This is a genomic window from Verrucomicrobiia bacterium (assembly GCA_019634625.1).
In the GTDB taxonomy this organism is placed as follows: domain Bacteria; phylum Verrucomicrobiota; class Verrucomicrobiia; order Limisphaerales; family CAIMTB01; genus CAIMTB01.
This window is the reverse complement of sequence record JAHCBA010000022.1, coordinates 60,411-80,491: the sequence shown is the minus strand read 5'-3', so window position 1 is coordinate 80,491 and position 20,081 is coordinate 60,411. Positions and strand designations below refer to the sequence as shown.

Sequence of the window (20,081 nt, the reverse complement as noted above, 5' to 3'; positions counted from 1 at the left end):
CGCATGCTACGCATTTTCCTTATCCTGTCGCTGGCCGTCGCGCTGGCAGGTGTCGTGGTCTCCTTCGTGCTCAAGGACAAGGCCCAGGTCCTGTCCGAACAGCGCGATACCTTTCGCGATGAGCGCGACCGCGCCGTCGCCGCGGAGACCCGCGCCCGCGACTCGGAACGTCAGGCCCGCGAAGCCGAAAAGTCCGCCAAGGACGAACTCGAACTCGTTCAGCAGGAACTGACGGTCACCACCACCCGCCTCAACGAAACCGACGGCCTCCTGGCCCGCCGTTCCCAGGAACTCCAGGAGACCATCGTCTCCCGCGATACCGCCCAACGCCGTCTCTCCCGCTGGGAAGCCCTCGGGATCGAACCCGAACAAATCGCCAACCTCCAGTCCCGTACCGAACGTCTGGCGGCCGAGCGCGACGCCTTCGCCGCGGAAAAGCAGGTCATGGGTCGCGAAATCGCCCGCCTCAGCGAGGAACTCGACCTCTACCGCGGCAAAATCACCGAGGTCCAGATGCCGGATGTCCGTGGCCTCGTCACGGCCGTCGATGGCAACTACCAGTTCGTCGTGCTCGATCGCGGGGCCGAGGACGGCCTCAAACGCAATGGCAAGATGATCATCACCCGCGGCGAAACCCTCGTCGCCAAGGCTCAATTGGTCCGCGTCGAAGCCCGCTCCGCCGTCGCCAACCTGATGCCCGATTGGGTTCAGGATCAGGTCCAGGCCGGTGACCAGGTCATGACCAGCTATGAAGCCCTTCCCCGGTAATCGTCCCCATCGTCCATTCGCCGCCCTCCTCGCCCTCCTCGCCGCCGCCTGGTTCCTCGCCGGCTGTGCCACCAACGAGGAACGTCTCTCCGAGCGTCCCTGGAATACCCCGCGCAGTTGGGAAACCGGCCTCCCCACCGGCATGACCGAGGAGCGACGCTAGCTCCAGCCCGGCCCTCCACCGGCTCCCCGTCGGAGTCCACCTCGGACGCCCCCGATGGACCCCGCCCCCAACCTCCTCGGCCTCGAGATCGGCGGCACCAAACTCCAGTTGGTCGCCGGTCGCCCGGACGGCACCGTCTGCCATCGCTGGCGTCATACGGTCGATCCCGGTGCCGGTGCGGATGGCATCCGCCAACGTATCCTCGACTGGCTCCCAGGGATCCGCGCCACCGTCGATCCCCGCGCCCTCGGAGTCGGCTTCGGCGGCCCCGTCGATTCCCGGACCGGCTGGATCGCCCGCTCCCACCAGGTCGCCGGCTGGTCCGACGTCCCCCTCGCCGCCTGGCTCCACGAACACACCGGAATCCCCGTCGTCGTCGAAAACGACGCCAATGTCGCCGCGCTCGCCGAAGCCCGCCTCGGCAATGGGCGCGGCGCCGATCCCGTGTTCTACGTGACCCTTGGCAGCGGCGTGGGCGGCGGTCTCGTGCTGGGCGGTCGCATCCACCACGGCGCCCCCCCCGGCGAATCTGAAATCGGCCACGTCCGCCTCGACAAGGCCGGCACCCGCGTCGAGGACCGCTGTTCCGGCTGGGCCGTCGATCGCCGCATCCGTGAAGCCATCGCCCTCCATCCCGGAAGCCCCCTCGCTCAACTCGCCGCCAACAGCCCCGGCGGCGAATCCCGCTTCCTTGCCGCCGCCCTCCAGCACGAGGATCCCCTCGCCCACGCCATCCTCAGTGAACTGGCGGACAACCTCGCCTTTGCCCTTTCCCACGTCGTCCACCTCGTCCATCCGGAACGAATCATCCTCGGCGGCGGCCTCGCCCTGGTCGGCGAACCCCTCCGCCATGCCGTCACCGTGGCCCTCACTCCCCACCTGATGGAGGTATTCCGGCCCGGGCCGCCTCTCTTCCTCGCCGCCCTGAGCGAGGACGCCGTCCCGGCCGGTGCCCTCCTCCTCGCCGCCGAACTCGTCAGGCCCTCACCCTGACCCTGACCCCGCTGCCCAGCCGGGCTGTCACTCGGCGCTTTCCCCGGGCGCCCCCGCACCCTTCGCCGCGTCCCCCTTCCGCCGGCGGACGGCCTCCCGCAGCAGGAACTCGATCTGGCCGTTGACGGAACGCAGATCCTCCTGCGCCCACGCCTCGATCTCCGACCACAAGCGCGGATCCATCCGCAGCAGAAACGCCTTGCGCGGTTCGGAACCCATCAGGGTCGCCCCTCCCCGCGCCCCCGGCGCCGATTCAGATCGTTCACGAACCGCCGCGGGTTCTCCGGCGACACGACCACGATCCCCTTGGGCCCACGTAAAACCACCGCATCCCCGGGATGGGTCACAAAGGCCCGGAACGACCCCAGTCGCCGGCTTCGAAACCAACCGTGCATCGCGAAAAGCCCGTCGTTGCCCATCGTCTTCCACGCCCCCCGGCACGCCTCCGGATCCACCTCGGCCGATTCGATCGCCTCGAACGGTATCCGGTTGGTCCACAGCACCCGCCGAATCCGCACCCCATCCCTCCCAATCTCGAACCCCCGGATCGAAAACAGCGCCGTCCCCCCCACAATCCCCAGCATCAAAGCCGTCACCAGCCACACCACCCACCGCTCTTCCGGCCGGTTCACCAGCAGGGCGATCCCCACCGTCACCCCCCCGCACAGCAGGAGAACCAGCACCGTGATCACCCGGATCCGGCGTCCCCACACCGCCGCGTATTGCCTCTCACTCATGGGTTCCTCCCGGCCCGGTGGGCTCAAGGCTCAATGATACAGGGTCCCCGTGTTGATCACCGGACTCACCTCGGCCTCCGCGCACAGCACCACCAGCAGATTGCTGACCATCGACGCCTTCCGTTCCGGATCGAACTCGATCACCTGCTTCTCCTTCAACTGGTGCAGCGCCATCTCCACCATCGTCACCGCCCCCTGCACGATCTTCGCCCGCGCCGCGATCACCGCCTCCGCCTGCTGCCGCCGCAGCATCGCCTGCGCAATCTCGGGCGCATACGCAAGATGCGTGATCCGCGCCTCCTCCACCCAGACCCCCGCCCGCACCAACCGCTCCTGCAATTCCCGCGTCAACGCCTCCGCCACCTCCACGCCCCCGCTCCGCAACGTCAATTCGTCCTCCTCCCCCTGATCATACGCATACGCCGATGCCAGGTGCCGCACCGCCGACTCGCTCTGCACCTCGATGTAGTGCTCGTAGTCGTCCACATCGAACACCGCCTGCGCCGTGTCCGACACCCTCCAGACCACCACCGCCGCGATCTCGATCGGGTTCCCCCGCTTGTCATTCACCTTCAACCGCTCCCCGTTCAGGTTCCGCATCCGGAGGGAGATCTTCTTCTTCGTGAAGAACGGGTTCGTCCAGTGAAACCCGCTGCGCCGCACCGTCCCCCGGTACGCCCCAAACAGGATCAGCACCCGCGCCTCGTTCGGCTGCAGCGTGAAAAACCCCGCCCATCCCACAAACACCGCGACCAGCAGCAGCAGCCCCGACACCAGCCAGAGGGCCGCTGCCCCCCCGCTCACCGACATCGTCTGCGCCGCCCGCACCAGCAGGAAGGCCACCACCCCCTTCAGAAGCAACACTCCCCCCAGCATCGGCCAGCCCGACATCGCCCACCCCAACTGCTCCCGGTTCGAAGACGCCCCCGCCGCGCCCGCACTCGCACTCGCATCCACACCCTGACTCTCGCTCACGCTGACATTGGGTTTCATTGATTGCCTTTGGATACTTAAGTGATATCATAATGGAACCACCCGAGTCAAGGAATCGTTTCCCGTCTTTTTCCCATCCCCAAGGTCCCGCGACTCCAGAGCGAGTCGTTCCCGTTCCAGGCCATACGCCACCGCCAACCACAGCCTCCGGATGGCCCGCGGCATGAGCACGCAGGCATGAACGTGCAAGCCCGTCCATCCGCAAGCCTCACCCAGGGTCTCCACGAAGCCCTGGCGATCCGCGTCATCCACGAAGATCGGCTCACGCCGGTCGCCGCGATTCCTGACGTGATAGATCGCGCCGGGATGTTACAGCGGCAGGTATTCCACGCGGTTGGCGAACGTTTCGATGTCGCCGACTTTGGCCAGTATCTCCAGATCCTCGATGGCCCGCCCAATCGTGATGCGAAGCTGGTGGGCAAAGATGACACCACCGAAGGGTTCGCCAATACGCTGCCGTCGCGTCGCCTCGGTCAGCAGATCGTCATCCTGGCTGAATAACACCCGGCGCAACGCCGTGGCCCGGTTCAACAGGGCTGCGTCCTCCAACTCCGTGGTGCCGTCAATATGTGCCGTCAACACGTCCACGCCCCGGAGAATCTGTCCATGCGTGATCGCTGCGGGCACATCTACGTCCATGTAGAGACCGGCGCTCACGCCAGCTTGCCCATCTCACGCAGGCGCTTCCGGATGGGTGAATCGCCGGCTTGTGCACGCCGACGCTCCAGCTCGTGTGCGCTTCTCTGAATGTGAGCGTCCATCTCATGCAAGAGTAACAGGGTCAGTTCTTGATAATGGCTACCCTTGATGGGTCTTCCGCCGCCGATACAGCAGGTTCGTCAGGATTTCGCCCCGGGCGGGCCTGCCGGCTCGTCCTCAGGCAGCGGCACCCCCTTGGTCTCGGGAAGAAACGGCACCACCGCCAATCCCACCAGAAACACCAGGCTCATCCAGGCGCAGGCATTCCGAAAGGCGTCCAGCTTCTGGTCCAGTGTCTCGGCGTCCGATGCCAGCCAGGCGGTCAGCTTCCCCATGAACAGCGGTCCGGCCGCGGCCACGAACCGTCCGACATTGTAACAAAAGCTCGTCCCCGTGCTGCGCAGGCTGACGGGGAAGAGTTCCGGCAGCACGATCGCGAATCCCGCGAACAGCGAGAGCTGGAAGAAACCCATCATCGGCACCATCCAGAAGATGTCGCTGCGCTCATTCAGAAACTGGAACACCAGGATGGTGCTCCCCATCGCACAAAGGTACCCGACCGCAAATACCGGCCGTCGCCCGAACCGGCTGGCCGCCCAGGTGAACGCGAGCATCCCAAAGAATGATCCCGTGTTCTGAATGACCATGTTGATCCCTGTCCACATGGTCCGATACCCAGGGATCTGCTCCGGCGGGATGCCCTCCGAGGCCAGCGCCCGCCCCATTACGTCATTGATCAGCTCCGGACTGAAGAACCCGATGCCCCACAAGCCCACCACCGCGGACACGCAGAGCAGCATCCCCAGGATCGCGTTCTTCCGCCATCGGGGATGCCCCAGCAGCGCCCGGTACGACCCGAACTGAACCCCCATCGCCTTGCCGGCCGCCCTCGCCTGGACCCACTTCTCCGGTTCCTTCAGCTTCAACATGATGAACACCGTCAGGAACGCCGGCAGGGCTCCAATCACGAACAGCGCCCGCCAGGAACTTCCCGGCTCGATCCGCGATGTCTCCAGCCACCCCACCACCACCGCAATCAATCCCGCCGTGATGTTCCCCACCGCAGACAGCGATTGCAGCAGACCCAGCGCGTTCGGACGGGCCCGGTCCGGCAACGAATCCGCCACCAGCGCCACCGACAACCCGAATACGCCACCCACCCCCAACCCCGTCACAAACCGGTAGATCGCGAAATCGACGAACCCCACCGAAAACGCGGACAACCCCGTGCACAACGAATAGAGCAGCACCGTGATGGCCAGCGTCCTCGCCCGCCCGATCCGGTCGCCCACCGCCCCGAAAATCAGCCCCCCCATCGCCCAGCCCGCCACGAAGATCGAGGTCGAAATCCCTCCCAGTTCCTTCAGGCGCGACGGATCCGTCCCCTCGGGCATCAGGGCGGCCAGTGCCGCCGGACGTGCGAGCACAAAGATCTGCTGATCCAGGCAGTCGAACATCCACGCCAGGCTGGCGATGGTGAAAACAAACCAATGGTAGCGTGTCAGCGATCGCCACCACGGGCCCGGCACTGTCGGTGAGGTCGGGGTCATGGAACGACAAGGTCAGTACGGACATCCCGCCACGAAACCAAGCCCCAATTCCCCGCTCCGTCGAAAAAGCCGAAGGGGCGCCCGGCTCCCGCGCCAGACGCCCCTCCGTGAAATCCAATGACTGTCCGCAGACTGTCCGTCAGGCCTTCCCCGCCTGGGCAGCATCCCCTTTGCCCTCGGCCGATGGAGTTCCCTGCGTCGCCGCGAGATCGACCCACTCCAGAATCGCCGTCTGGGCCGCATCGCCCCGGCGCCGGTGCGCCAGCTTCACGATCCGGGTGTATCCCCCCTGACGATCCTTGAAGGCCGGCGCGATCTTGTCGAAAAGGATGTGCACGACGTCCTCGTTCTCCCGCCACTTCAGCCGGCGATCCCGGCTGCGGAACAGGGTTCGCGCATGCTGGTGCAACCGCGCCGCCACCAGGCGCCGGCAGTGAACGTTTTCTGCCAGGCTGCGCGCCTTGGCCTTCTCGTCGGCCACCGCCTCCGCCGCCGCCGTGGCCGCATTGCCGAGCTTGCCGAGGGTGAGCATGCGTTCGGCCACGCGCTGCGCCGCCTTCGCCTTCGCCAGTGTCGTGGTGATCCGACGGTGCTTGATCAGGCTGCTGACCATGTTGGCCAGCATCATGTTCCGGTGTTCCGATGTCCGCCCCAGCTTGGCGGTCTTCTTGAGGTGACGCATGGCCTATTCGAGGATGGGTTCCTCCTTGGGCGCTTCCAGCAAGGAGGGATCAATGTTCATTCCGAGGGACAAGCCCAGCGCCGTCAGCTTGTCCTTGATCTCGTTCAGCGACTTCTTGCCGAAGTTCCGGTACTTCAACATCTCGCTTTCCGTCTTCATGGCCAGTTGGCCCACCGTCGTGATGTTCGCGTTGTTCAGGCAGTTCGCCGCCCGGACCGACAACTCGATCTCGTTCACCGACATCTGGAGAAGCCGCTTGAAGCGCTCCCGCTCCTCGTCCTCCTTGCCCCGTTCCTCCTCGAACTGCACCGCGTTCTCATCGTAATTGTAGAACGACTCGAGGTGCTTCTTGAGGATCGAGCTGGACTGCAACAGCGCGTCCTGCGGCGTGACCCGCCCGTCTGTCCAGATCTCCAGTACAAGCTTGTCGTAGTCCGTGCGCTGCCCCACCCGCGCCGCCTCGACGTTATACCGCACCCGCACCACGGGGGAGAAAATGGAATCGATGGCGATCACCCCGATCGGCTGGTCGGGTCGCTTGTTCTCGTCGGCCGGACAGAATCCGCGCCCGACCTTCACCTCCAGCTCCATCTCCAGCTTCTTCTTCTTGTCCAGTGTGCAGATGAGCTGCTTCGGGTTCACGACATCCAGCTTGTCCGTCTTCTCGATGTCGCCCGCCGTCACCGCACCATCCTTGTTCACCGACAGCCGCAGCAACTGCGTGTCCCGGGAATGGTGCCGGAACTTGACCTTCTTCAGGTTGAGAACGATCTCGGTCACGTCCTCCACCACCCCATCCACCGTGGTGAACTCGTGCATCGCCCCGTCCACCTTGAAAGAGGTGACAGCCGCGCCATCGAGGGAGGACAACAGCACCCGCCGCAGGCTGTTTCCGATCGTGTACCCGTATCCGGTCTCGAACGGCTCGGCCGTAAACTTTCCGTAGGTTTCCGTTGCGGTGGACTCGTCCTTCACCAACCGCTTCGGCATTTCAAACCGACCTAGTCTGACTGGCATGATTTCCTCCTGGCAAATGTAACCTGCCTCCCGCCGCCACTCCCAAGACACCGGTAGGCCATATATTCGCCACCAGACCGGTCCGAACCCGGACCCGCCTGGTTCTCTGTTGGGGTTAGCGGGAGTAAAACTCGACCACGGCCTGCTCGTTGGCGATCGGCTGGATCTCTTCCCGGGACGGCATCCGGACCACCGTGCCGCGCAGACCGTCCTTGTTCAAGGACAGCCACTCCGGAACCGGCCGGCTGGTGGACAACTCGAGGCCCCGCATGGCCAGTTGTCGCGACGCCGCAACGCCCCGGACCTCGATGGTGTCGTTGGGCTTCATCATGTACGAAGCCACATCCACCTTGCGCCCGTTCACCTTGACGTGCCCGTGGGAAATCATCTGCCGCGCCGCAGCCCGCGTCGCCCCGAACCCGAGCGAATACACCACGCTGTCCAGCCGGCTCTCCAGCAGTTGGAGCATCTGCTCGCCCGTGACCCCACGGCGCCGCAGCGCCGTCTGGTACACCCGGCGGAACTGCCGCTCCTGAAGTCCGTAGTAATAACGCAACTTCTGCTTCTCAATCAGTCCCAAGGCGTAATCCGTCACCTTGCGACGCATCTTCGGCCCGTGCTGGCCGGGCGGATAGTTGCGCTTCTCCAGGGACTTGGCGTACCCGAAGATCGGGACGCCCAAACGGCGGCTGATGCGGACCCGCGGACCTGTATAACGTGCCATGCGATTGCTCTCCTGCGGTTCTTGAAATTAAACCCGCCGCTTCTTGCGCGGACGGCAGCCATTATGCGGGATCGGGGTGTCGTCGCGGATCGCACTGATCTCCAGACCGATCGCCTGCAACGCCCGGATCGCCGACTCGCGACCCGAACCCGGTCCCTTAACCCGGACTTCGATCTCCTTCAGCCCGTGGGCCATCGCCTGCCGGGCCGCGTCCTGGGCCACCTGCTGGGCAGCGAACGCGGTGCTCTTGCGGGAACCCTTGAAGCCCACCCTTCCGGCACATGACCACCCAATCACGTTGCCCTGCATGTCGGTGATGGACACCTGGGTGTTGTTGAAGGTCGCCAGCACGTGCGCCACCCCCACCACCACATTCTTGGAGCCCTTGGCCTTGATGATCTTCTTGGGGGCGACATCCGTCCCCATGATCTCCGCTGCCGTCGGTGCCACGGCCGCCACAGGCCCAACGGGTGCCGCGCCCGCATCTCCCGCGGCTGGCGCCTCGGCCGCCTTCTTGGTCTTGGTCGCCTTCGGTGCCGCGCCTTCCGGGGCGGCGGCCTTCTCAGGCACGTTGCTCCCCTCGGCCACGGGAGCCGGGGGTGTGGGTGTGGGGGAAGTTTCCTCAGCCATGACAGGACAGATTCGAGATTAGTGGATGCCGGATTTCGCCTTGGGATTGCGCTGCACGCCGACCGTCTTCCGCGGCCCCTTGCGCGTCCGCGCATTGGTCTGGGTCCGCTGCCCTCGCACCGGCAGTCCGCGCAGATGCCGGATTCCCCGATAACACTTGATCGCCTGCAAGCGCTTCAGGTTCAGGCCAATCTCCCGGCGCAGATCGCCTTCGATGACGTACTTGCCATCCTGGATGGCATGCACGATCTGCGACAGCTGCTGCTCGGTCAGTTCCTTCGCCCTCAACCCGATCGGGATGTTGGCCCGCTCCAACACCTCGAGGGCGTTTTTCGGACCGAGTCCGTACACGTAGCGGAGCGCGATTTCGATGCGCTTGTCCCCTGGGATTTCGACACCAATGATGCGTGGCATGGGAAGATCAGCCTTGGCGCTGTTTGTGGCGCGGGTTGGTACAAATGACGCGGATCACGCCCTTGCGGCGGATCACCTTGCAATTCTCACACAGTTTTTTGACCGAGGCCCGGACTTTCATGGCGACTCACTTCTGTCGGTATGTGATACACCCCCTCGACAAATCGTAGGGGGACATTTCCACCACCACCCGGTCTCCGGGCAGAATGCGGATGAAATTCAGCCGCATCCGGCCCGATAGATGGGCCAGGATGCGATGGCCGTTGGGCACGGCCACCTGAAACGTCGTATTTGGCAGCACTTCCACAACGGTCCCTTCCACTTTTATGGCGTCGTCTCGCGACACGTCAGCACTTCAGCCTCTCCGTCCGTCACCAGCACGGTGTGCTCGAAATGGGCGGAGAGTGTGCCATCCACCGTCACCACAGTCCAGCCGTCATTCAGCACGCGAACCTCCCGCCCCCCCGCGTTCACCATCGGTTCGATCGCAATCGTCATCCCCGGCCTCAACCGCGGCGACCGTCGTCCCGGCTCCACAAAATTCGGCACTTGGGGTTCCTCATGCACGCTCCTGCCCACACCGTGGCCAACAAACTCCCGGACCACGCTGAAACCCGCATCCTCCACCACCGACTGCACCGCCTTCGATATGTCGGCGACCAGGTTCTTCCCGCGTGCCTGCCGAATCCCTTCCATCAACGCCTGCCGCGTCACATCCAGCAGCCTCTGGGCCGCCGGATCGCAGCCTCCCACCGGAAACGTGGCCGCGGTGTCCCCCACAAACCCCCGGTGGAACACCCCGACGTCCACGCTCACGATGTCTCCGAACTCAAGCCTTCGGGCGCCGGCCACCCCGTGCACCACTTCGTTGTTCACCGAAATGCAGGTGTGCCGGGGGAACTTCCGATACCCCAGAAAGGCACTCCTCGCCCCCCGCGCCTTGATCCGTTCCGCCGCCAGGGTGTCCAGCTCTTCCGTGCTCATTCCCGGCCTCAAGGCCTCGCCCAACTCCTCAAGCACCTCTTGCGCAATCCGGCAGGCCTCGCGTATTCCCGCCACTTCGGTCGCCGTTTTGATCATCGCCATGCCAGTGCTTCGTCGGTGGAACGTCGGATCTTCATCCCCGGCCTCCCACCTGTCCCATGCACGCTCACAACCGCCCCCGAACCCGTCCCTTCTTGAGGAACCCGTCGTAGTGGCGCATCAGCAGGAACGACTCCAACTGCCGAAGTGTATCCAGAAGGACACCCACCGTGATCAGGATGCTGGTGCCGCCGAAGAAACTCGCCACTTCGAACGGCACACCCATCATCCGGTTGAGGATCACCGGGAAAATGGCGATGGCTGCGAGAAACAGCGCTCCCGCCAGCGTGATGCGACTCATTGTCCAGTGCAGGAAGTCGCTGGTGGCCTGTCCTGGCCGCACCCCCGGGATGTAGCCCCCGTACTTCTTCAGGTCATCGGCGATCTGGATCTCGTTGAAGATCGTGGCGACCCAGAAGTAGGCGAAAAAGATGATCATGGCCGCCTCGATCATCAGGTACAGAGGCCGACCGTAGCCGATCGATATGGCCAGCGTGTTCAGGAAGCTCAACTGGTCGAAGCGGGAACCGAGCGTCCTTAACAATTGTTCGGGGAACATCAGGATGGCCTGGGCGAAGATGATCGGCATCACCCCCGCGGCGTTGACCCGCAGCGGCATGAACGAGCTTCCTCCCGGCACCACCTTGCGTCCCACCGATCGCTGGGCGTACTGGACGGGGATCTTTCGCTGCGCCTGGGTCACGGCAATGACCGCCGCCACCACCGCCACCACCAGCAGCAGCAGGGCGATGGCATGGAAGATGTTCTTGGGCTCGGCCCCGGCCGGCGGAAAGAACATGTAATACACACCCCGGATCGCCTGCGGGATGCTCGACAGGATGCCGATCGTGATGACCAGCGACACCCCATTGCCAATGCCGCGCTCGGTGATCTGTTCCCCCAGCCAAACCAGCAGCATGGTTCCCGCCGTCAGCAGAAAGACCGTCTGAATCCGGTACCACCAAATCGGCTCCATGATCACCAGGGGCTGGGTGAAATTGGAGAACAGGGATGTCGGATTCTCCCAGCCCAGCGCCATCGCAAACCCCTGCCCCAGGCACAGCACCAAGGTCAGATAGCGGCTGTACTGAACGATCTTGGTACGCCCCCCTTCTTCGCGGGATAGCTTGCTGAGACTCGGCACCACCGCCCCGAGCAGCTGCATGATGATGGTGGCACTGATGTAGGGCATGATGCCCAACGCACCCAGCGCGCACCGCTCCAAGGCCCCTCCGGTGAACAGGCTGTACATGCCCACCAGCGACTGCGTTCCGCTGGACTGCTGCGTGTCCCGCAGGAACTCCGTCAACGCTCCGGCATCGAGGCCCGGAAGCGGAATCACGGCGATGACCCGGCACACGGCCAGGATCGCCAGCGTGAAGATCAGCCGCGACTTCAACTCCGGAACCCGGAGGCAGTTCGCGAGTGTGGAGAGGATCTTGGACAGCATGCCGGCCTTCAAAGAATTCAGGCCCGCGCCGTCGCAGCCCGCCGCTCGATCACATGACATTCCCCGCCCGCGGCCTCAATCTTGGCCTTGGCCGAGGCACTGAATGCATGGGCATGCACCACCAGCCGGCGGTCCAATTCCCCATTCCCCAGCACCTTGATCCCGTCCGCCTTCCCGTCTGCCAGGCCGGCCCCGCGAATCGCCTTCTCGTCCACGACCGACCCAGCGTCAAACCGGCTCAGGGCCGAAACATTCACCGGCAGATATTCCGTCCGGTGCCTCGCATTATTAAAGCCCCGCTTCGGAAGGCGCCGGATCAAGGGCATCTGCCCGCCTTCGAAGCCGATCCTCAGGGAACCGCCGGAACGGGCCGTCTGACCCTTCCCACCGCGCCCGGAGGTCTTGCCGCTCCCGCTCGATTCGCCGTGTCCGATCCGCTTCGCCCGGGTTCGGGCCCCGGGTCGGTTTTTCAGTGTGTGCAGTCGCATGGGGGATAAATCAGGGGGTCACTGCCACCGCAGGGCGTGGAGCGAGGACGATCCCGCGCGCCCGGAAAATTTCATCGCGCGACCGGAGACGCTGCAGGGCAGCCAGGGTCGCCTTGGCCACGTTGGCCGCATTCTTCGAGCCCAGGGACTTGCTCAAGACGTTGCGCACGCCGGCCGCATCCAGCACCGCCCGCACCGTCTTGCCGGCGATCACTCCGGTACCCTCGCTCGCCGGTCGCAGCAGCACTTCCGCGCCATCGAACCGGGACAGGACCTCATGCGGAATGGTCATCGAAGCCAACGCCACCGGAGACATGTTCCTGCGGGCCACCGCGCCGCCCTTCTTGATCGCCTCAGCCACCTCGCCCGCCTTCCCCAGGCCGAGGCCGACACGCCCGTTGCGGTCGCCCACCACCACCAGGGCGCTGAAGCTGAACCGACGGCCACCCTTGACCACCTTGGCCGAGCGATTGATGTAAATCACCTTTTCAAGGAGGTCGTTCCCATCCCGATCGTCATTCCCGCCCTCGCCCGGTCGCGGCCGGCGTCCCCGGGGCTGGCGGCTCCCGCGACCCGCCGACGGACGATTGTCACCCGGGCGATTGTCCGGACGCGATCCTCCCATCCCGCCCATCCCTCCTGTCCGTCCCTCCGGCGCCTGCGCGGGTGAACTCACTGCCTGTTCAGAATCAGCCATAGCCTTTTGCGTAACGTCAGAATTCCAGTCCCGCCTCCCGGGCCGCGTCGGCGAGCGCCTTGACCTTGCCGTGATACTTCGCCGCGCCACGGTCGAACACGACCTTTTTCAAGCCCTTCCCCATCGCCTGCTGGGCCGCGAGGGTACCCAGACGCCGGGCCGAATCCACATTCGCCTTCCACAGCGCCTCCCCGCCCAAATCCTTTGCCTGGGTTGAAATCGCCGCCAAGGTCGAACCGACGCCGTCGTCGATGAACTGCACGTAGATGTGCTGTCCGGTGAACTTGACACTCATCCGCGGCCGCTCGGGGGTGCCATGCACCTTGTTCCGCACCCGCATCCGCCGGAACCGGGCCAATCGTTGCTTCTGTTGAATGTTCATTCGGGAACGAAGGAGTTGAATCGGGCCGCATCGACCGGCCCGCAGAATTACTGAACTGTCTTGCCCTCCTTGCGACGAACCGCTTCGCCGGCGTATCGCACGCCCTTGCCCTTGTACGGCTCCGGAGGGTAGTAGGACCGGATCTCGGCCGCCACACGTCCCACCACCTGGCGGTCCGGTCCCTCAACCCGGATCCTGGTGTTGTCCTCGACCGTCACCTTGATCTGGTCCGGGATCGGGTAATTGATCGGGTGCGAGTAACCCAGGCTGAGATTCAACAGTTTTCCCTGAACCGCCGCCTTGAATCCCACGCCCTGGATTTCGAGCTGCTTGGTGAACCCCTCGGCCACTCCCGTGACCATGTTCTGCAGGATCGCCCGGCTCAGGCCATGAAAGGCCTTCGACTTCGGCGTGTCGTCAGGGCGCAGCACATGGATGCTGCCGTCCCGCAATTCAATCGCCGTTCGGCCCGGAAGATTGAACTCGAGCCGGCCCTTGGGACCTTCCATCTTCACTTGGCGCTCCGCGACCTGGACCTTGACCTGGCCCGGCACGGCGATCGGTGTCTTTCCCACTCGCGACATAACAGCGGCTTCCTTCTTCGCTTACCAAATCGAACACAGCAGTTCGCCACCGAGCTTCCGGCGCCGGGCCTCCCGATCGGTGACCACGCCCCCGGACGTGGACACCACAAGGATTCCGAGACCGCCCCGGACCTTAGGGATGTCATCGCAGCCCGCGTACACGCGGCGGCCTGGCGAACTGACCCGGCGCACGCCCTCGATGACGCTGCGACGGCCGTCGTAGCGCAACTTCAGACGCAACAGCTTCTTCTGGGTTCCCTCGACCGCCACCTCGGACAGGTAGCCCTCCTGCATCAGCACCCTGGAGATGGACTCCTTCAGGCGGGAATGAGGCACCACAAGGTTGGGGTGTTTTGCCTGAACCGCGTTATTGATGCGGCACAGCAGATCGGAAATCGGATCGCTCAACATAAGCCTACCAGCTTGCCTTGGTGACACCGGGAATCAGGCCCGACAGCGCCATCTCCCGGAAGGTGATACGGGAGACCTGAAACTTCCTGAGATAGGCCCGTCGCCGCCCGCTGACCCGGCAACGATTCGTGAGGCGCACCGGACTGGCCGACCGGGGAAGCTTCGCCAGGCCGGCGTAATCCCCCTTCGCCTTCAGTTCGGCCCTCTTCGCGGCGTACTTCGCCACCAGCGCCCTCTTGCGCAGATCCCGTTGTGTCCAAGATGTCTTCGCCATACTCAGTAAATCGGTTCGATCCTGCTCCCGTCAGCGGTCCGCGAACGGCATTCCCATCAGCTTCAACAGTTCCCGTGCGTCGTCGTCCGTCTCCGCCGACGTCACGATCGTGATGTCCATACCCTGATGACGCTTGATCTTGTCCAGGTCAATCTCGGGAAAAATGGTCTGATCGGCAACACCCAGGGTGTAGTTTCCGCGCCCGTCGAAATGCCGCGGATTGAGGCCTCGAAAATCGCGGATACGCGGCAGGGCCGTGGCCACCAGGCGGTCGAAGAACTCGTACATCCGGTCCCGCCGCAGCGTCACACGACACCCGATGGGCTGGCCTTTGCGCAACTTGAAGTTGGCCACGCTCTTCTTGGCCTTGTTCACCACCGGCTTCTGCCCGCTGATGGTGGTCAGGTCCTTGGTGGCGTCATCCATGGCGACTTTCTCAAGCGAGGCCGAGACACCCATGTTCACCACGATCTTCTCCATGCGCGGCACCTGGTGGATGTTCTTGAACCGCCCGTTCCCGATCAGGGCCGGACGGACCTCGTTGACGTACTTCTGATAAAGCCGTGAATTCATCGAAGACCCTTATGCGTTGCCGGAGTCGGAGGAGCGCCGGGCCGCCCGCTCATCGTATCGGCTGGCCAGCATCACGTTGGACACATGGACCGATCCTTCCCTGGGAATGATGCCGCCGTTGGGATGCTGTTGGGACTTGCGCACGTGCCGCTTCACCATCTGCACGCCCTCCACCACCACGCGCTGCTTCTTGCCGAGCAACGCCAGCACCTTGCCGCGCTTGCCGCGCTCGGATCCGGCGATGACCACCACCTCATCGCCCCTCTTCACATGGAACTTCAGAGTCATGACTCAAACCACCTCGGGGGCCAGGGAAATGATCTTCATGAACTTCTTCTCCCGCAGCTCGCGCGCCACCGGCCCAAAGATGCGCGTGCCCCGCGGGTTGTTTTCCTTGTCGATGATCACCACCGCGTTGGAATCGAAGCGCAGGTAGGAGCCGTCGTTCCGGCGAATGGCCTTGCGCGAACGCACCACCACGGCATTGACCACCTCGCTCTTCTTCACGGTTCCGTCCGGTGTGGCCTCCTTGATGTGGACCTTCACCACATCGCCAACCCGGGCATACCGCTGGTTTCGCCCGAGCACCCCGATGCATGCCGCCCTTCTCGCACCGGAGTTGTCGGCCACGTCGAATATGGATCGTACCTGAAACATCGTTTAGTCCTCCTAGGCCTGAGGCGCCACGACGGCGTCCTTCACCGCTCCCCCGCGGGCCGCTTGAACCACCTCCACCAGGGTCCATCGCTTCAGCCGGGACAGCGGCCGGCTCTCCCGAATCCGCACGGTGTCCCCCGCCGAGGCGATCTCCTTCTCGTCGTGGGCGTAGTGCTTCGTGTAGCGCGTCACGATCTTCTTGAAGCGCGGGTGCGCGACCCGCCGCTCGACCCGGACCACGATGGTCTTGGCCATCTTGTCGGAGATAACCTCTCCGACACGCTCCTTGTGCAAACGCCTGGGTTGGATGGATTCCGTCATGGGGCAGGGGTCTCGGCTTGCTTGCGGCGCTGGGTCAGAGCGGTTTCCACCCGCGCGATCTCCTTGCGCAAGGTGCGCAGGCGGGCGGGCTTCTCCAGTTGGGCGCTCGCCTTCTGCAAGCGCAGATTGAACAGCTCACGGCGCAGGTCGTTCGACCGGGCGCTGAGCTCGGGCACCGTCAGGTCCTTCAGCTCCGAAAATTTCATCGTCGTCTCCAATCAGGTCAGATGGTGCCGCGACACGAACCGGGTGCGAATGCACAGCTTGTTGGCCGCCAGACGCATGGCCTCCCGTGCCACCGCCTCCGGAACGCCTTCCACTTCAAACAGGATGGTCGCCGGCTTGATCACCGCCACCCAGCCTTCCACGCCGCCCTTTCCGGTACCCATTCGCACCTCAAGCGGCTTCTTGGTGAAGGACTTGTCGGGAAACACTCTTATCCACAACTTCCCGCGGCGCTTCATCTGGCGGGTGATCGCAATGCGCGCCGCCTCGATCTGCTTGGCATCCAGCCAGCAGCGTTCCATGGACTGCAGCCCGTACTCGCCGAAGGCCACCGAATTGCATCGCGTGGCCATGCCCGCGCGGTTTCCGCGGTGCATTTTCCGGTATTTCACCCGTGCGGGCATCAACGCCATAAGCCTGTCGTCTCCTGAAAATCGTTTTGCCGAACCATTCTCGCACTATTCCGCGCCGCTTGCCGCCAGGGGCGCCGCCACAGGAGGCCGTGCCTTCTCCGGTTTGCGCTCGCCGCGGCACACCCAGCATTTCACACCCAGCTTGCCGTACACCGTGTTGGCTTCGGCAAACCCGTAATCGATGTTGGCTCGAAGGGTGTGAAGCGGCACCCGACCTTGATGGTACGTCTCCACCCTGGCCAGCTCGGATCCCCCAAGGCGTCCTGCGCACCGCAATTTGATCCCTTCGGCCCCCATATCCATGGCAAACTGGATCGCCTTCTTCATCGCACGACGGAAGGAGATCCGGCGCTCGAGCTGCAACGCGACGTTCTCGGCGACCAGTTGTGCGTCGATTTCAGGCTGCTTCACCTCCTGGATCTCGACATACACATCCTTCCCGGTCATCCGGTTGAGGTCTTCCTTGATCTTGTCGATCTCGGCGCCCTTGCGACCGATCACCACCCCCGGCCGTGCCGTGAAGATGGTGATCCGGCACCGGTTGGCGGCCCGCTCGATCGCGATCCTCGGCACCGACGCCGTTTCGAGACGCCGCTTCAACAGCTTCCGAATCTCGGCATCCTCCACCAGCAAACGCCCAAATTCCTTCTTCCCGGCAAACCACTTGGATTGCCATTCCTTCGTCACCGCGACCCGCAGGCCGATTGGATTGGTCTTCTGCCCCATAGTCGGTCCTATTCGTCACTCAGCACGATTGTCACGTTGCAGCTCCGCTTCCGAATGGGGCCGGCCGAGCCGCGCGCCTTGGGAGTGAACCGCTTCAAGGTGCGCCCTGTCCCCGTCATCGCCGCCTTCACTTTCAAAGCCTCCACCTTGAGTTCCTTGTTGTGTTCGGCATTGGCCATCGCCGATTTCAGCGTCTTGGCCACCCAGTAGGCAGACTTGCGCGGGGTTGCCAGCAACACGGCGTGCGCCTGCGCCGCATTCATCCCGTGGATCTGCCGGGTCGCCTCGCGCATTTTCTGTGCGGACATCCGGATGTTTCGAGTGATCGCTTTGACTTCCATGGCTACTTGGCCTCGGCCTTGGCGGTGTGTGCGCCGTGTTTCTTGAAGGTCCGGGTGAGGGAGAACTCCCCGAGCCGGTGCCCCACCATGTTCTCCGTGATGAACACCGCGTTGAACACGCGGCCGTTGTGAACCTGAACGGTGTGCCCGACGAAATCGGGCGTGATCATCGACCGCCTCGACCACGTCTTGATCGGCTTTTTGGAGCCGGTGGCGTTCATTTTCCGCACCTTCTCGAGGAGCGGGAGGTCCACAAACGGACCCTTCTTGATGGAGCGTCCCATGGTCTATCCAGAACGGTTTTTCGTTACTTCAACTTCGGCTGGCGCCCGTCACGGCGCACGACAATGAATCGGTCCGACGGCTTGGTCTTCTTGCGGGTCTTGAAACCCTTGGCCAGCACACCCCAGGGCGAGGTCAGTTGCTGCCAGCCACCACCGCCCTTGGACTTTCCCTGGCCTCCGCCGTTGGGATGGTCCACCGGATTGCGAGCCACCCCGCGGGTGATGGGACGGCGCCCCAACCACCGCGCCCGGCCTGCTTTCCCGAGAATGATGTTTTCATGCTCAAGATTGCCGACCTGGCCGATGGTCGCCATGCAGGTCTCGTTGATCCGCCGGATCTCGCCGGAGGGCAGTCGCAACTGGGCGAATCCGCCGTCCTTGGACATGACCGTGGCCGCCCCGCCTGCTGCTCGGACAATCTGGCCACCGCGCCCCGGAGTCAGCTCCACCGCGTGCACGGACATTCCGGCCGGCACATTCTTGAGGGGCAGACAGTTGCCCACCTCCACCGGCGCATCGGCCCCGTTACGGACCTTTTGCCCGACCTGCAGGCCGTTGGGCGCGAGGATATACCGCTTCTCCCCGTCTGCGTACTTGAGCAGCGCGATCCGCGCCGAACGGCAGGGGTCATATTCAATTCCCACCACCTCGGCGTCCATTCCCAACTTGCGCCGTTTGAAATCAATCAGGCGGATCTTCTGCTTGTGCCCGCCTCCAATCCCGCGCGCTGTCACCCGCCCATGCACATTGCGGCCTCCGGTCTTCTTCCGGATCACCACAAGGGACTTCTCAGGCTTGCTCTTGGTGATCTCCGCAAAGGAGGAGACCGTGTAGAACCGCCGCGAGGGCGTCAGAGGTCTGTATGTTTTGACCGGCATAGCCTTTACGTCAGTTGAATCTTGTCACCCTCCTTGAGGGTCACGATGGCCTTCTTCCAATGCGGGTCGCGTCCCGCCGAGGCAGTCCGCTGGCGCCGCAGTTTGCCGCGCACATTCAGCGTGTTGACCCGCACCACCTTCACGCCGAAGAGCACCTCCACGGCCTGCCGAATCTGGATCTTGCTGGCCGCCCGGCTGGCCACCACCGTGTACTGGTTCGCCCTGGCCGATTGAGCCGTCGCCTTTTCCGTCAGGCGCACCGTCTTCACCACATCGTAAACGCTCATGCCGCCTCCTTCCGTGCCAGCCGGCCCTCCAACGCCTGAAAGGCCTGCTCCGTGAACAGCAGCTTGTCGGGCCAAAGCACATCGTAGGTGCTTACCTCACGCCCCGTCGTCACCCGAACCTTGGGAACGTTCCCACTGCCCAACAGCAGGTTGCGGTCGGAATCGGCGACAATCAGCAGCGATCCCCCCAACAGGCCCAGAGGCGAAACCGCCTTCAGGAAATCCTTCGTACGGTGACTGGCAACCGTCAGATCCTTCACCACCACAATGTCTCCAGCTTTAAGCCGTTCGCTGACCGCCTTGCGAAGGGCCAGTCGCTTGACCCTGGCGTTGATTTTGACCGAGAAATCACGCGGACGGGGACCGAAAACGACGCCGCCACCCGGCCACAGCGGCGATTGCGTGGATCCGGCCCGCGCCCGTCCGGTGCCCTTCTGCCGCCACGGCTTCTTGTTGGTCCCGGCCACCTCGCCGACGGTCTTTGTGGAACGGGTGCCCTGGCGGCGCGCCGCCATGTGGGCGACCACGGCATCCTTGACCGCCTGGGTCCCGCGGGCGTTCTGAATCACCTCGAACGCCACCGGGCGCTCGGCGACCGGATTTCCCTGTAAGTCTGAGATCTGAATGTTCACGCGAT

At 64.0% G+C, this 20,081-nt stretch carries 35 protein-coding genes; 4 read left to right on the top strand and 31 right to left on the bottom strand.

Annotated features, from left to right (window positions below; all coding sequences use genetic code 11):
- Nucleotides 1-3: 3 nt before the first annotated feature.
- The 3 genes from KF833_14210 to KF833_14200 are packed head-to-tail and all read left to right on the top strand — an operon-like array spanning nt 4 to nt 1,924.
- The gene (locus KF833_14210) at nt 4-768 is read left to right on the top strand and encodes a hypothetical protein (GenBank protein MBX3746457.1); all 765 of its coding nucleotides are present in this window, start codon (nt 4-6) and stop codon (nt 766-768) included.
- Nucleotides 749-931: a hypothetical protein gene (locus KF833_14205; GenBank protein ID MBX3746456.1), complete on the top strand. Its 183-nt coding sequence runs from the start codon at nt 749-751 to the stop codon at nt 929-931. The genes KF833_14210 and KF833_14205 overlap by 20 nt, the downstream gene beginning before the upstream one ends.
- Before the next feature lie 54 nt (nt 932-985).
- Nucleotides 986-1,924, top strand: a complete 939-nt coding sequence (locus KF833_14200) for an ROK family protein (protein MBX3746455.1) — start codon at nt 986-988, stop codon at nt 1,922-1,924.
- A gap of 27 nt (nt 1,925-1,951) precedes the next feature.
- Here KF833_14200 and KF833_14195 read toward each other — a convergent pair whose 3' ends face one another.
- From KF833_14195 to KF833_14185, 3 genes are read right to left on the bottom strand one after another with little or no spacing between them, the layout of a single operon-like run.
- Nucleotides 1,952-2,143 carry a hypothetical protein gene (locus tag KF833_14195; protein ID MBX3746454.1) on the bottom strand — a complete coding sequence of 64 codons (192 nt, stop codon included), beginning with the start codon at nt 2,141-2,143 and terminating at the stop codon, nt 1,952-1,954.
- Entirely contained in the window at nt 2,143-2,661 is a 519-nt protein-coding gene (locus tag KF833_14190) for a hypothetical protein (GenBank protein MBX3746453.1), read from the bottom strand. Before KF833_14190 ends, KF833_14195 begins: the two co-directional genes overlap by 1 nt.
- A gap of 30 nt (nt 2,662-2,691) precedes the next feature.
- Complete coding sequence (locus KF833_14185; protein ID MBX3746452.1) at nt 2,692-3,537, bottom strand: SPFH domain-containing protein; 846 nt, start codon at nt 3,535-3,537, stop codon at nt 2,692-2,694.
- A gap of 294 nt (nt 3,538-3,831) precedes the next feature.
- Between KF833_14185 and KF833_14180 the strand changes: the two genes are divergently transcribed.
- Nucleotides 3,832-4,155, top strand: coding sequence for a hypothetical protein (locus KF833_14180; protein ID MBX3746451.1), 324 nt, complete (start codon nt 3,832-3,834; stop codon nt 4,153-4,155).
- Nucleotides 4,156-4,493: 338 nt separating this feature from the next.
- On the opposite strand, the gene KF833_14175 is transcribed toward KF833_14180, so the two are convergent.
- The 28 genes from KF833_14175 to rplD form a co-directional block, all read right to left on the bottom strand.
- Nucleotides 4,494-5,903 carry an MFS transporter gene (locus KF833_14175; protein MBX3746450.1) on the bottom strand — a complete coding sequence of 470 codons (1,410 nt, stop codon included), beginning with the start codon at nt 5,901-5,903 and terminating at the stop codon, nt 4,494-4,496.
- Between the two features lie 139 nt (nt 5,904-6,042).
- Complete coding sequence (locus KF833_14170; protein ID MBX3746449.1) at nt 6,043-6,585, bottom strand: 50S ribosomal protein L17; 543 nt, start codon at nt 6,583-6,585, stop codon at nt 6,043-6,045.
- 3 nt (nt 6,586-6,588) lie between these two features.
- Entirely contained in the window at nt 6,589-7,602 is a 1,014-nt protein-coding gene (locus tag KF833_14165; protein MBX3746448.1) for a DNA-directed RNA polymerase subunit alpha, read from the bottom strand.
- Nucleotides 7,603-7,717: 115 nt separating this feature from the next.
- Entirely contained in the window at nt 7,718-8,326 is a 609-nt protein-coding gene (gene rpsD, locus KF833_14160; protein MBX3746447.1) for a 30S ribosomal protein S4, read from the bottom strand.
- A 27-nt stretch (nt 8,327-8,353) separates the two neighbouring features.
- On the bottom strand, nt 8,354-8,956 hold the full coding sequence (gene rpsK, locus KF833_14155) for a 30S ribosomal protein S11 (GenBank protein MBX3746446.1): 603 nt from the start codon (nt 8,954-8,956) through the stop codon (nt 8,354-8,356).
- 18 nt (nt 8,957-8,974) lie between these two features.
- Nucleotides 8,975-9,370 (bottom strand): 30S ribosomal protein S13, encoded by a 396-nt coding sequence (rpsM, locus tag KF833_14150; GenBank protein MBX3746445.1) that lies wholly within the window; start codon nt 9,368-9,370, stop codon nt 8,975-8,977.
- Nucleotides 9,371-9,377: 7 nt separating this feature from the next.
- The gene (rpmJ, locus tag KF833_14145) at nt 9,378-9,491 is read right to left on the bottom strand and encodes a 50S ribosomal protein L36 (protein ID MBX3746444.1); all 114 of its coding nucleotides are present in this window, start codon (nt 9,489-9,491) and stop codon (nt 9,378-9,380) included.
- Between the two features lie 6 nt (nt 9,492-9,497).
- On the bottom strand, nt 9,498-9,716 hold the full coding sequence (gene infA, locus KF833_14140) for a translation initiation factor IF-1 (protein MBX3746443.1): 219 nt from the start codon (nt 9,714-9,716) through the stop codon (nt 9,498-9,500).
- Nucleotides 9,695-10,456 carry a type I methionyl aminopeptidase gene (gene map / locus KF833_14135; GenBank protein MBX3746442.1) on the bottom strand — a complete coding sequence of 254 codons (762 nt, stop codon included), beginning with the start codon at nt 10,454-10,456 and terminating at the stop codon, nt 9,695-9,697. Before map ends, infA begins: the two co-directional genes overlap by 22 nt.
- Nucleotides 10,457-10,520: 64 nt before the next feature.
- Nucleotides 10,521-11,900, bottom strand: coding sequence for a preprotein translocase subunit SecY (gene secY, locus KF833_14130; protein MBX3746441.1), 1,380 nt, complete (start codon nt 11,898-11,900; stop codon nt 10,521-10,523).
- A gap of 20 nt (nt 11,901-11,920) precedes the next feature.
- The gene (gene rplO, locus KF833_14125) at nt 11,921-12,391 is read right to left on the bottom strand and encodes a 50S ribosomal protein L15 (GenBank protein MBX3746440.1); all 471 of its coding nucleotides are present in this window, start codon (nt 12,389-12,391) and stop codon (nt 11,921-11,923) included.
- Nucleotides 12,392-12,401: 10 nt separating this feature from the next.
- Nucleotides 12,402-13,088: a 30S ribosomal protein S5 gene (rpsE, locus tag KF833_14120; GenBank protein MBX3746439.1), complete on the bottom strand. Its 687-nt coding sequence runs from the start codon at nt 13,086-13,088 to the stop codon at nt 12,402-12,404.
- A 16-nt stretch (nt 13,089-13,104) separates the two neighbouring features.
- A complete protein-coding gene (gene rplR, locus KF833_14115; GenBank protein MBX3746438.1) occupies nt 13,105-13,470 on the bottom strand; it encodes a 50S ribosomal protein L18 in 366 nt (121 codons plus the stop codon).
- Between the two features lie 47 nt (nt 13,471-13,517).
- Nucleotides 13,518-14,054, bottom strand: a complete 537-nt coding sequence (rplF, locus tag KF833_14110; protein ID MBX3746437.1) for a 50S ribosomal protein L6 — start codon at nt 14,052-14,054, stop codon at nt 13,518-13,520.
- 21 nt (nt 14,055-14,075) lie between these two features.
- Nucleotides 14,076-14,462, bottom strand: coding sequence for a 30S ribosomal protein S8 (gene rpsH, locus KF833_14105; GenBank protein MBX3746436.1), 387 nt, complete (start codon nt 14,460-14,462; stop codon nt 14,076-14,078).
- A 7-nt stretch (nt 14,463-14,469) separates the two neighbouring features.
- A complete protein-coding gene (rpsN, locus tag KF833_14100; GenBank protein MBX3746435.1) occupies nt 14,470-14,739 on the bottom strand; it encodes a 30S ribosomal protein S14 in 270 nt (89 codons plus the stop codon).
- Nucleotides 14,740-14,769: 30 nt separating this feature from the next.
- On the bottom strand, nt 14,770-15,312 hold the full coding sequence (gene rplE / locus KF833_14095) for a 50S ribosomal protein L5 (protein MBX3746434.1): 543 nt from the start codon (nt 15,310-15,312) through the stop codon (nt 14,770-14,772).
- A 9-nt stretch (nt 15,313-15,321) separates the two neighbouring features.
- Complete coding sequence (locus tag KF833_14090) at nt 15,322-15,600, bottom strand: 50S ribosomal protein L24 (GenBank protein MBX3746433.1); 279 nt, start codon at nt 15,598-15,600, stop codon at nt 15,322-15,324.
- A gap of 3 nt (nt 15,601-15,603) precedes the next feature.
- Entirely contained in the window at nt 15,604-15,969 is a 366-nt protein-coding gene (gene rplN / locus KF833_14085) for a 50S ribosomal protein L14 (protein MBX3746432.1), read from the bottom strand.
- A gap of 12 nt (nt 15,970-15,981) precedes the next feature.
- A complete protein-coding gene (gene rpsQ / locus KF833_14080; GenBank protein MBX3746431.1) occupies nt 15,982-16,290 on the bottom strand; it encodes a 30S ribosomal protein S17 in 309 nt (102 codons plus the stop codon).
- On the bottom strand, nt 16,287-16,496 hold the full coding sequence (rpmC, locus tag KF833_14075) for a 50S ribosomal protein L29 (GenBank protein MBX3746430.1): 210 nt from the start codon (nt 16,494-16,496) through the stop codon (nt 16,287-16,289). The genes rpsQ and rpmC overlap by 4 nt, the downstream gene beginning before the upstream one ends.
- 12 nt (nt 16,497-16,508) lie before the next feature.
- The gene (gene rplP / locus KF833_14070; GenBank protein MBX3746429.1) at nt 16,509-16,928 is read right to left on the bottom strand and encodes a 50S ribosomal protein L16; all 420 of its coding nucleotides are present in this window, start codon (nt 16,926-16,928) and stop codon (nt 16,509-16,511) included.
- Between the two features lie 45 nt (nt 16,929-16,973).
- On the bottom strand, nt 16,974-17,654 hold the full coding sequence (rpsC, locus tag KF833_14065) for a 30S ribosomal protein S3 (protein MBX3746428.1): 681 nt from the start codon (nt 17,652-17,654) through the stop codon (nt 16,974-16,976).
- Nucleotides 17,655-17,662: 8 nt separating this feature from the next.
- A complete protein-coding gene (gene rplV / locus KF833_14060) occupies nt 17,663-17,995 on the bottom strand; it encodes a 50S ribosomal protein L22 (GenBank protein MBX3746427.1) in 333 nt (110 codons plus the stop codon).
- A gap of 2 nt (nt 17,996-17,997) precedes the next feature.
- Nucleotides 17,998-18,279: a 30S ribosomal protein S19 gene (gene rpsS, locus KF833_14055; protein ID MBX3746426.1), complete on the bottom strand. Its 282-nt coding sequence runs from the start codon at nt 18,277-18,279 to the stop codon at nt 17,998-18,000.
- A 23-nt stretch (nt 18,280-18,302) separates the two neighbouring features.
- Nucleotides 18,303-19,157, bottom strand: coding sequence for a 50S ribosomal protein L2 (gene rplB / locus KF833_14050; GenBank protein ID MBX3746425.1), 855 nt, complete (start codon nt 19,155-19,157; stop codon nt 18,303-18,305).
- Between the two features lie 5 nt (nt 19,158-19,162).
- Entirely contained in the window at nt 19,163-19,444 is a 282-nt protein-coding gene (gene rplW / locus KF833_14045; protein ID MBX3746424.1) for a 50S ribosomal protein L23, read from the bottom strand.
- Nucleotides 19,441-20,076: a 50S ribosomal protein L4 gene (gene rplD / locus KF833_14040; protein ID MBX3746423.1), complete on the bottom strand. Its 636-nt coding sequence runs from the start codon at nt 20,074-20,076 to the stop codon at nt 19,441-19,443. Before rplD ends, rplW begins: the two co-directional genes overlap by 4 nt.
- Nucleotides 20,077-20,081: the final 5 nt, after the last annotated feature.

What these genes read in the sequence shown, in the direction of transcription:
- KF833_14170 (MBX3746449.1), bottom strand. Translation starts at nt 6,585, where the DNA reads ATGCGTCACCTCAAGAAGACCGCCAAGCTGGGGCGGACATCGGAACAC.
- rplW (MBX3746424.1), bottom strand. Translation starts at nt 19,444, where the DNA reads ATGAGCGTTTACGATGTGGTGAAGACGGTGCGCCTGACGGAAAAGGCG.
- KF833_14165 (MBX3746448.1), bottom strand. Translation starts at nt 7,602, where the DNA reads ATGCCAGTCAGACTAGGTCGGTTTGAAATGCCGAAGCGGTTGGTGAAG.
- rplF (MBX3746437.1), bottom strand. Translation starts at nt 14,054, where the DNA reads ATGTCGCGAGTGGGAAAGACACCGATCGCCGTGCCGGGCCAGGTCAAG.
- rplB (MBX3746425.1), bottom strand. Translation starts at nt 19,157, where the DNA reads ATGCCGGTCAAAACATACAGACCTCTGACGCCCTCGCGGCGGTTCTAC.
- rplR (MBX3746438.1), bottom strand. Translation starts at nt 13,470, where the DNA reads ATGAACATTCAACAGAAGCAACGATTGGCCCGGTTCCGGCGGATGCGG.
- rplN (MBX3746432.1), bottom strand. Translation starts at nt 15,969, where the DNA reads ATGTTTCAGGTACGATCCATATTCGACGTGGCCGACAACTCCGGTGCG.
- KF833_14185 (MBX3746452.1), bottom strand. Translation starts at nt 3,537, where the DNA reads ATGCTGGGGGGAGTGTTGCTTCTGAAGGGGGTGGTGGCCTTCCTGCTG.
- rpsQ (MBX3746431.1), bottom strand. Translation starts at nt 16,290, where the DNA reads ATGACGGAATCCATCCAACCCAGGCGTTTGCACAAGGAGCGTGTCGGA.
- rpsM (MBX3746445.1), bottom strand. Translation starts at nt 9,370, where the DNA reads ATGCCACGCATCATTGGTGTCGAAATCCCAGGGGACAAGCGCATCGAA.
- KF833_14200 (MBX3746455.1), top strand. Translation starts at nt 986, where the DNA reads ATGGACCCCGCCCCCAACCTCCTCGGCCTCGAGATCGGCGGCACCAAA.
- rplE (MBX3746434.1), bottom strand. Translation starts at nt 15,312, where the DNA reads ATGAATTCACGGCTTTATCAGAAGTACGTCAACGAGGTCCGTCCGGCC.
- rpsN (MBX3746435.1), bottom strand. Translation starts at nt 14,739, where the DNA reads ATGGCGAAGACATCTTGGACACAACGGGATCTGCGCAAGAGGGCGCTG.
- rplO (MBX3746440.1), bottom strand. Translation starts at nt 12,391, where the DNA reads ATGCGACTGCACACACTGAAAAACCGACCCGGGGCCCGAACCCGGGCG.
- rpmC (MBX3746430.1), bottom strand. Translation starts at nt 16,496, where the DNA reads ATGAAATTTTCGGAGCTGAAGGACCTGACGGTGCCCGAGCTCAGCGCC.
- KF833_14190 (MBX3746453.1), bottom strand. Translation starts at nt 2,661, where the DNA reads ATGAGTGAGAGGCAATACGCGGCGGTGTGGGGACGCCGGATCCGGGTG.
- rpsD (MBX3746447.1), bottom strand. Translation starts at nt 8,326, where the DNA reads ATGGCACGTTATACAGGTCCGCGGGTCCGCATCAGCCGCCGTTTGGGC.
- KF833_14175 (MBX3746450.1), bottom strand. Translation starts at nt 5,903, where the DNA reads ATGACCCCGACCTCACCGACAGTGCCGGGCCCGTGGTGGCGATCGCTG.
- rpsS (MBX3746426.1), bottom strand. Translation starts at nt 18,279, where the DNA reads ATGGGACGCTCCATCAAGAAGGGTCCGTTTGTGGACCTCCCGCTCCTC.
- map (MBX3746442.1), bottom strand. Translation starts at nt 10,456, where the DNA reads ATGGCGATGATCAAAACGGCGACCGAAGTGGCGGGAATACGCGAGGCC.
- KF833_14195 (MBX3746454.1), bottom strand. Translation starts at nt 2,143, where the DNA reads ATGGGTTCCGAACCGCGCAAGGCGTTTCTGCTGCGGATGGATCCGCGC.
- KF833_14180 (MBX3746451.1), top strand. Translation starts at nt 3,832, where the DNA reads ATGAACGTGCAAGCCCGTCCATCCGCAAGCCTCACCCAGGGTCTCCAC.
- rplV (MBX3746427.1), bottom strand. Translation starts at nt 17,995, where the DNA reads ATGGAAGTCAAAGCGATCACTCGAAACATCCGGATGTCCGCACAGAAA.
- rpmJ (MBX3746444.1), bottom strand. Translation starts at nt 9,491, where the DNA reads ATGAAAGTCCGGGCCTCGGTCAAAAAACTGTGTGAGAATTGCAAGGTG.
- rplP (MBX3746429.1), bottom strand. Translation starts at nt 16,928, where the DNA reads ATGGCGTTGATGCCCGCACGGGTGAAATACCGGAAAATGCACCGCGGA.
- rpsC (MBX3746428.1), bottom strand. Translation starts at nt 17,654, where the DNA reads ATGGGGCAGAAGACCAATCCAATCGGCCTGCGGGTCGCGGTGACGAAG.
- KF833_14090 (MBX3746433.1), bottom strand. Translation starts at nt 15,600, where the DNA reads ATGACTCTGAAGTTCCATGTGAAGAGGGGCGATGAGGTGGTGGTCATC.
- rpsK (MBX3746446.1), bottom strand. Translation starts at nt 8,956, where the DNA reads ATGGCTGAGGAAACTTCCCCCACACCCACACCCCCGGCTCCCGTGGCC.
- KF833_14205 (MBX3746456.1), top strand. Translation starts at nt 749, where the DNA reads ATGAAGCCCTTCCCCGGTAATCGTCCCCATCGTCCATTCGCCGCCCTC.
- rpsE (MBX3746439.1), bottom strand. Translation starts at nt 13,088, where the DNA reads ATGGCTGATTCTGAACAGGCAGTGAGTTCACCCGCGCAGGCGCCGGAG.
- KF833_14210 (MBX3746457.1), top strand. Translation starts at nt 4, where the DNA reads ATGCTACGCATTTTCCTTATCCTGTCGCTGGCCGTCGCGCTGGCAGGT.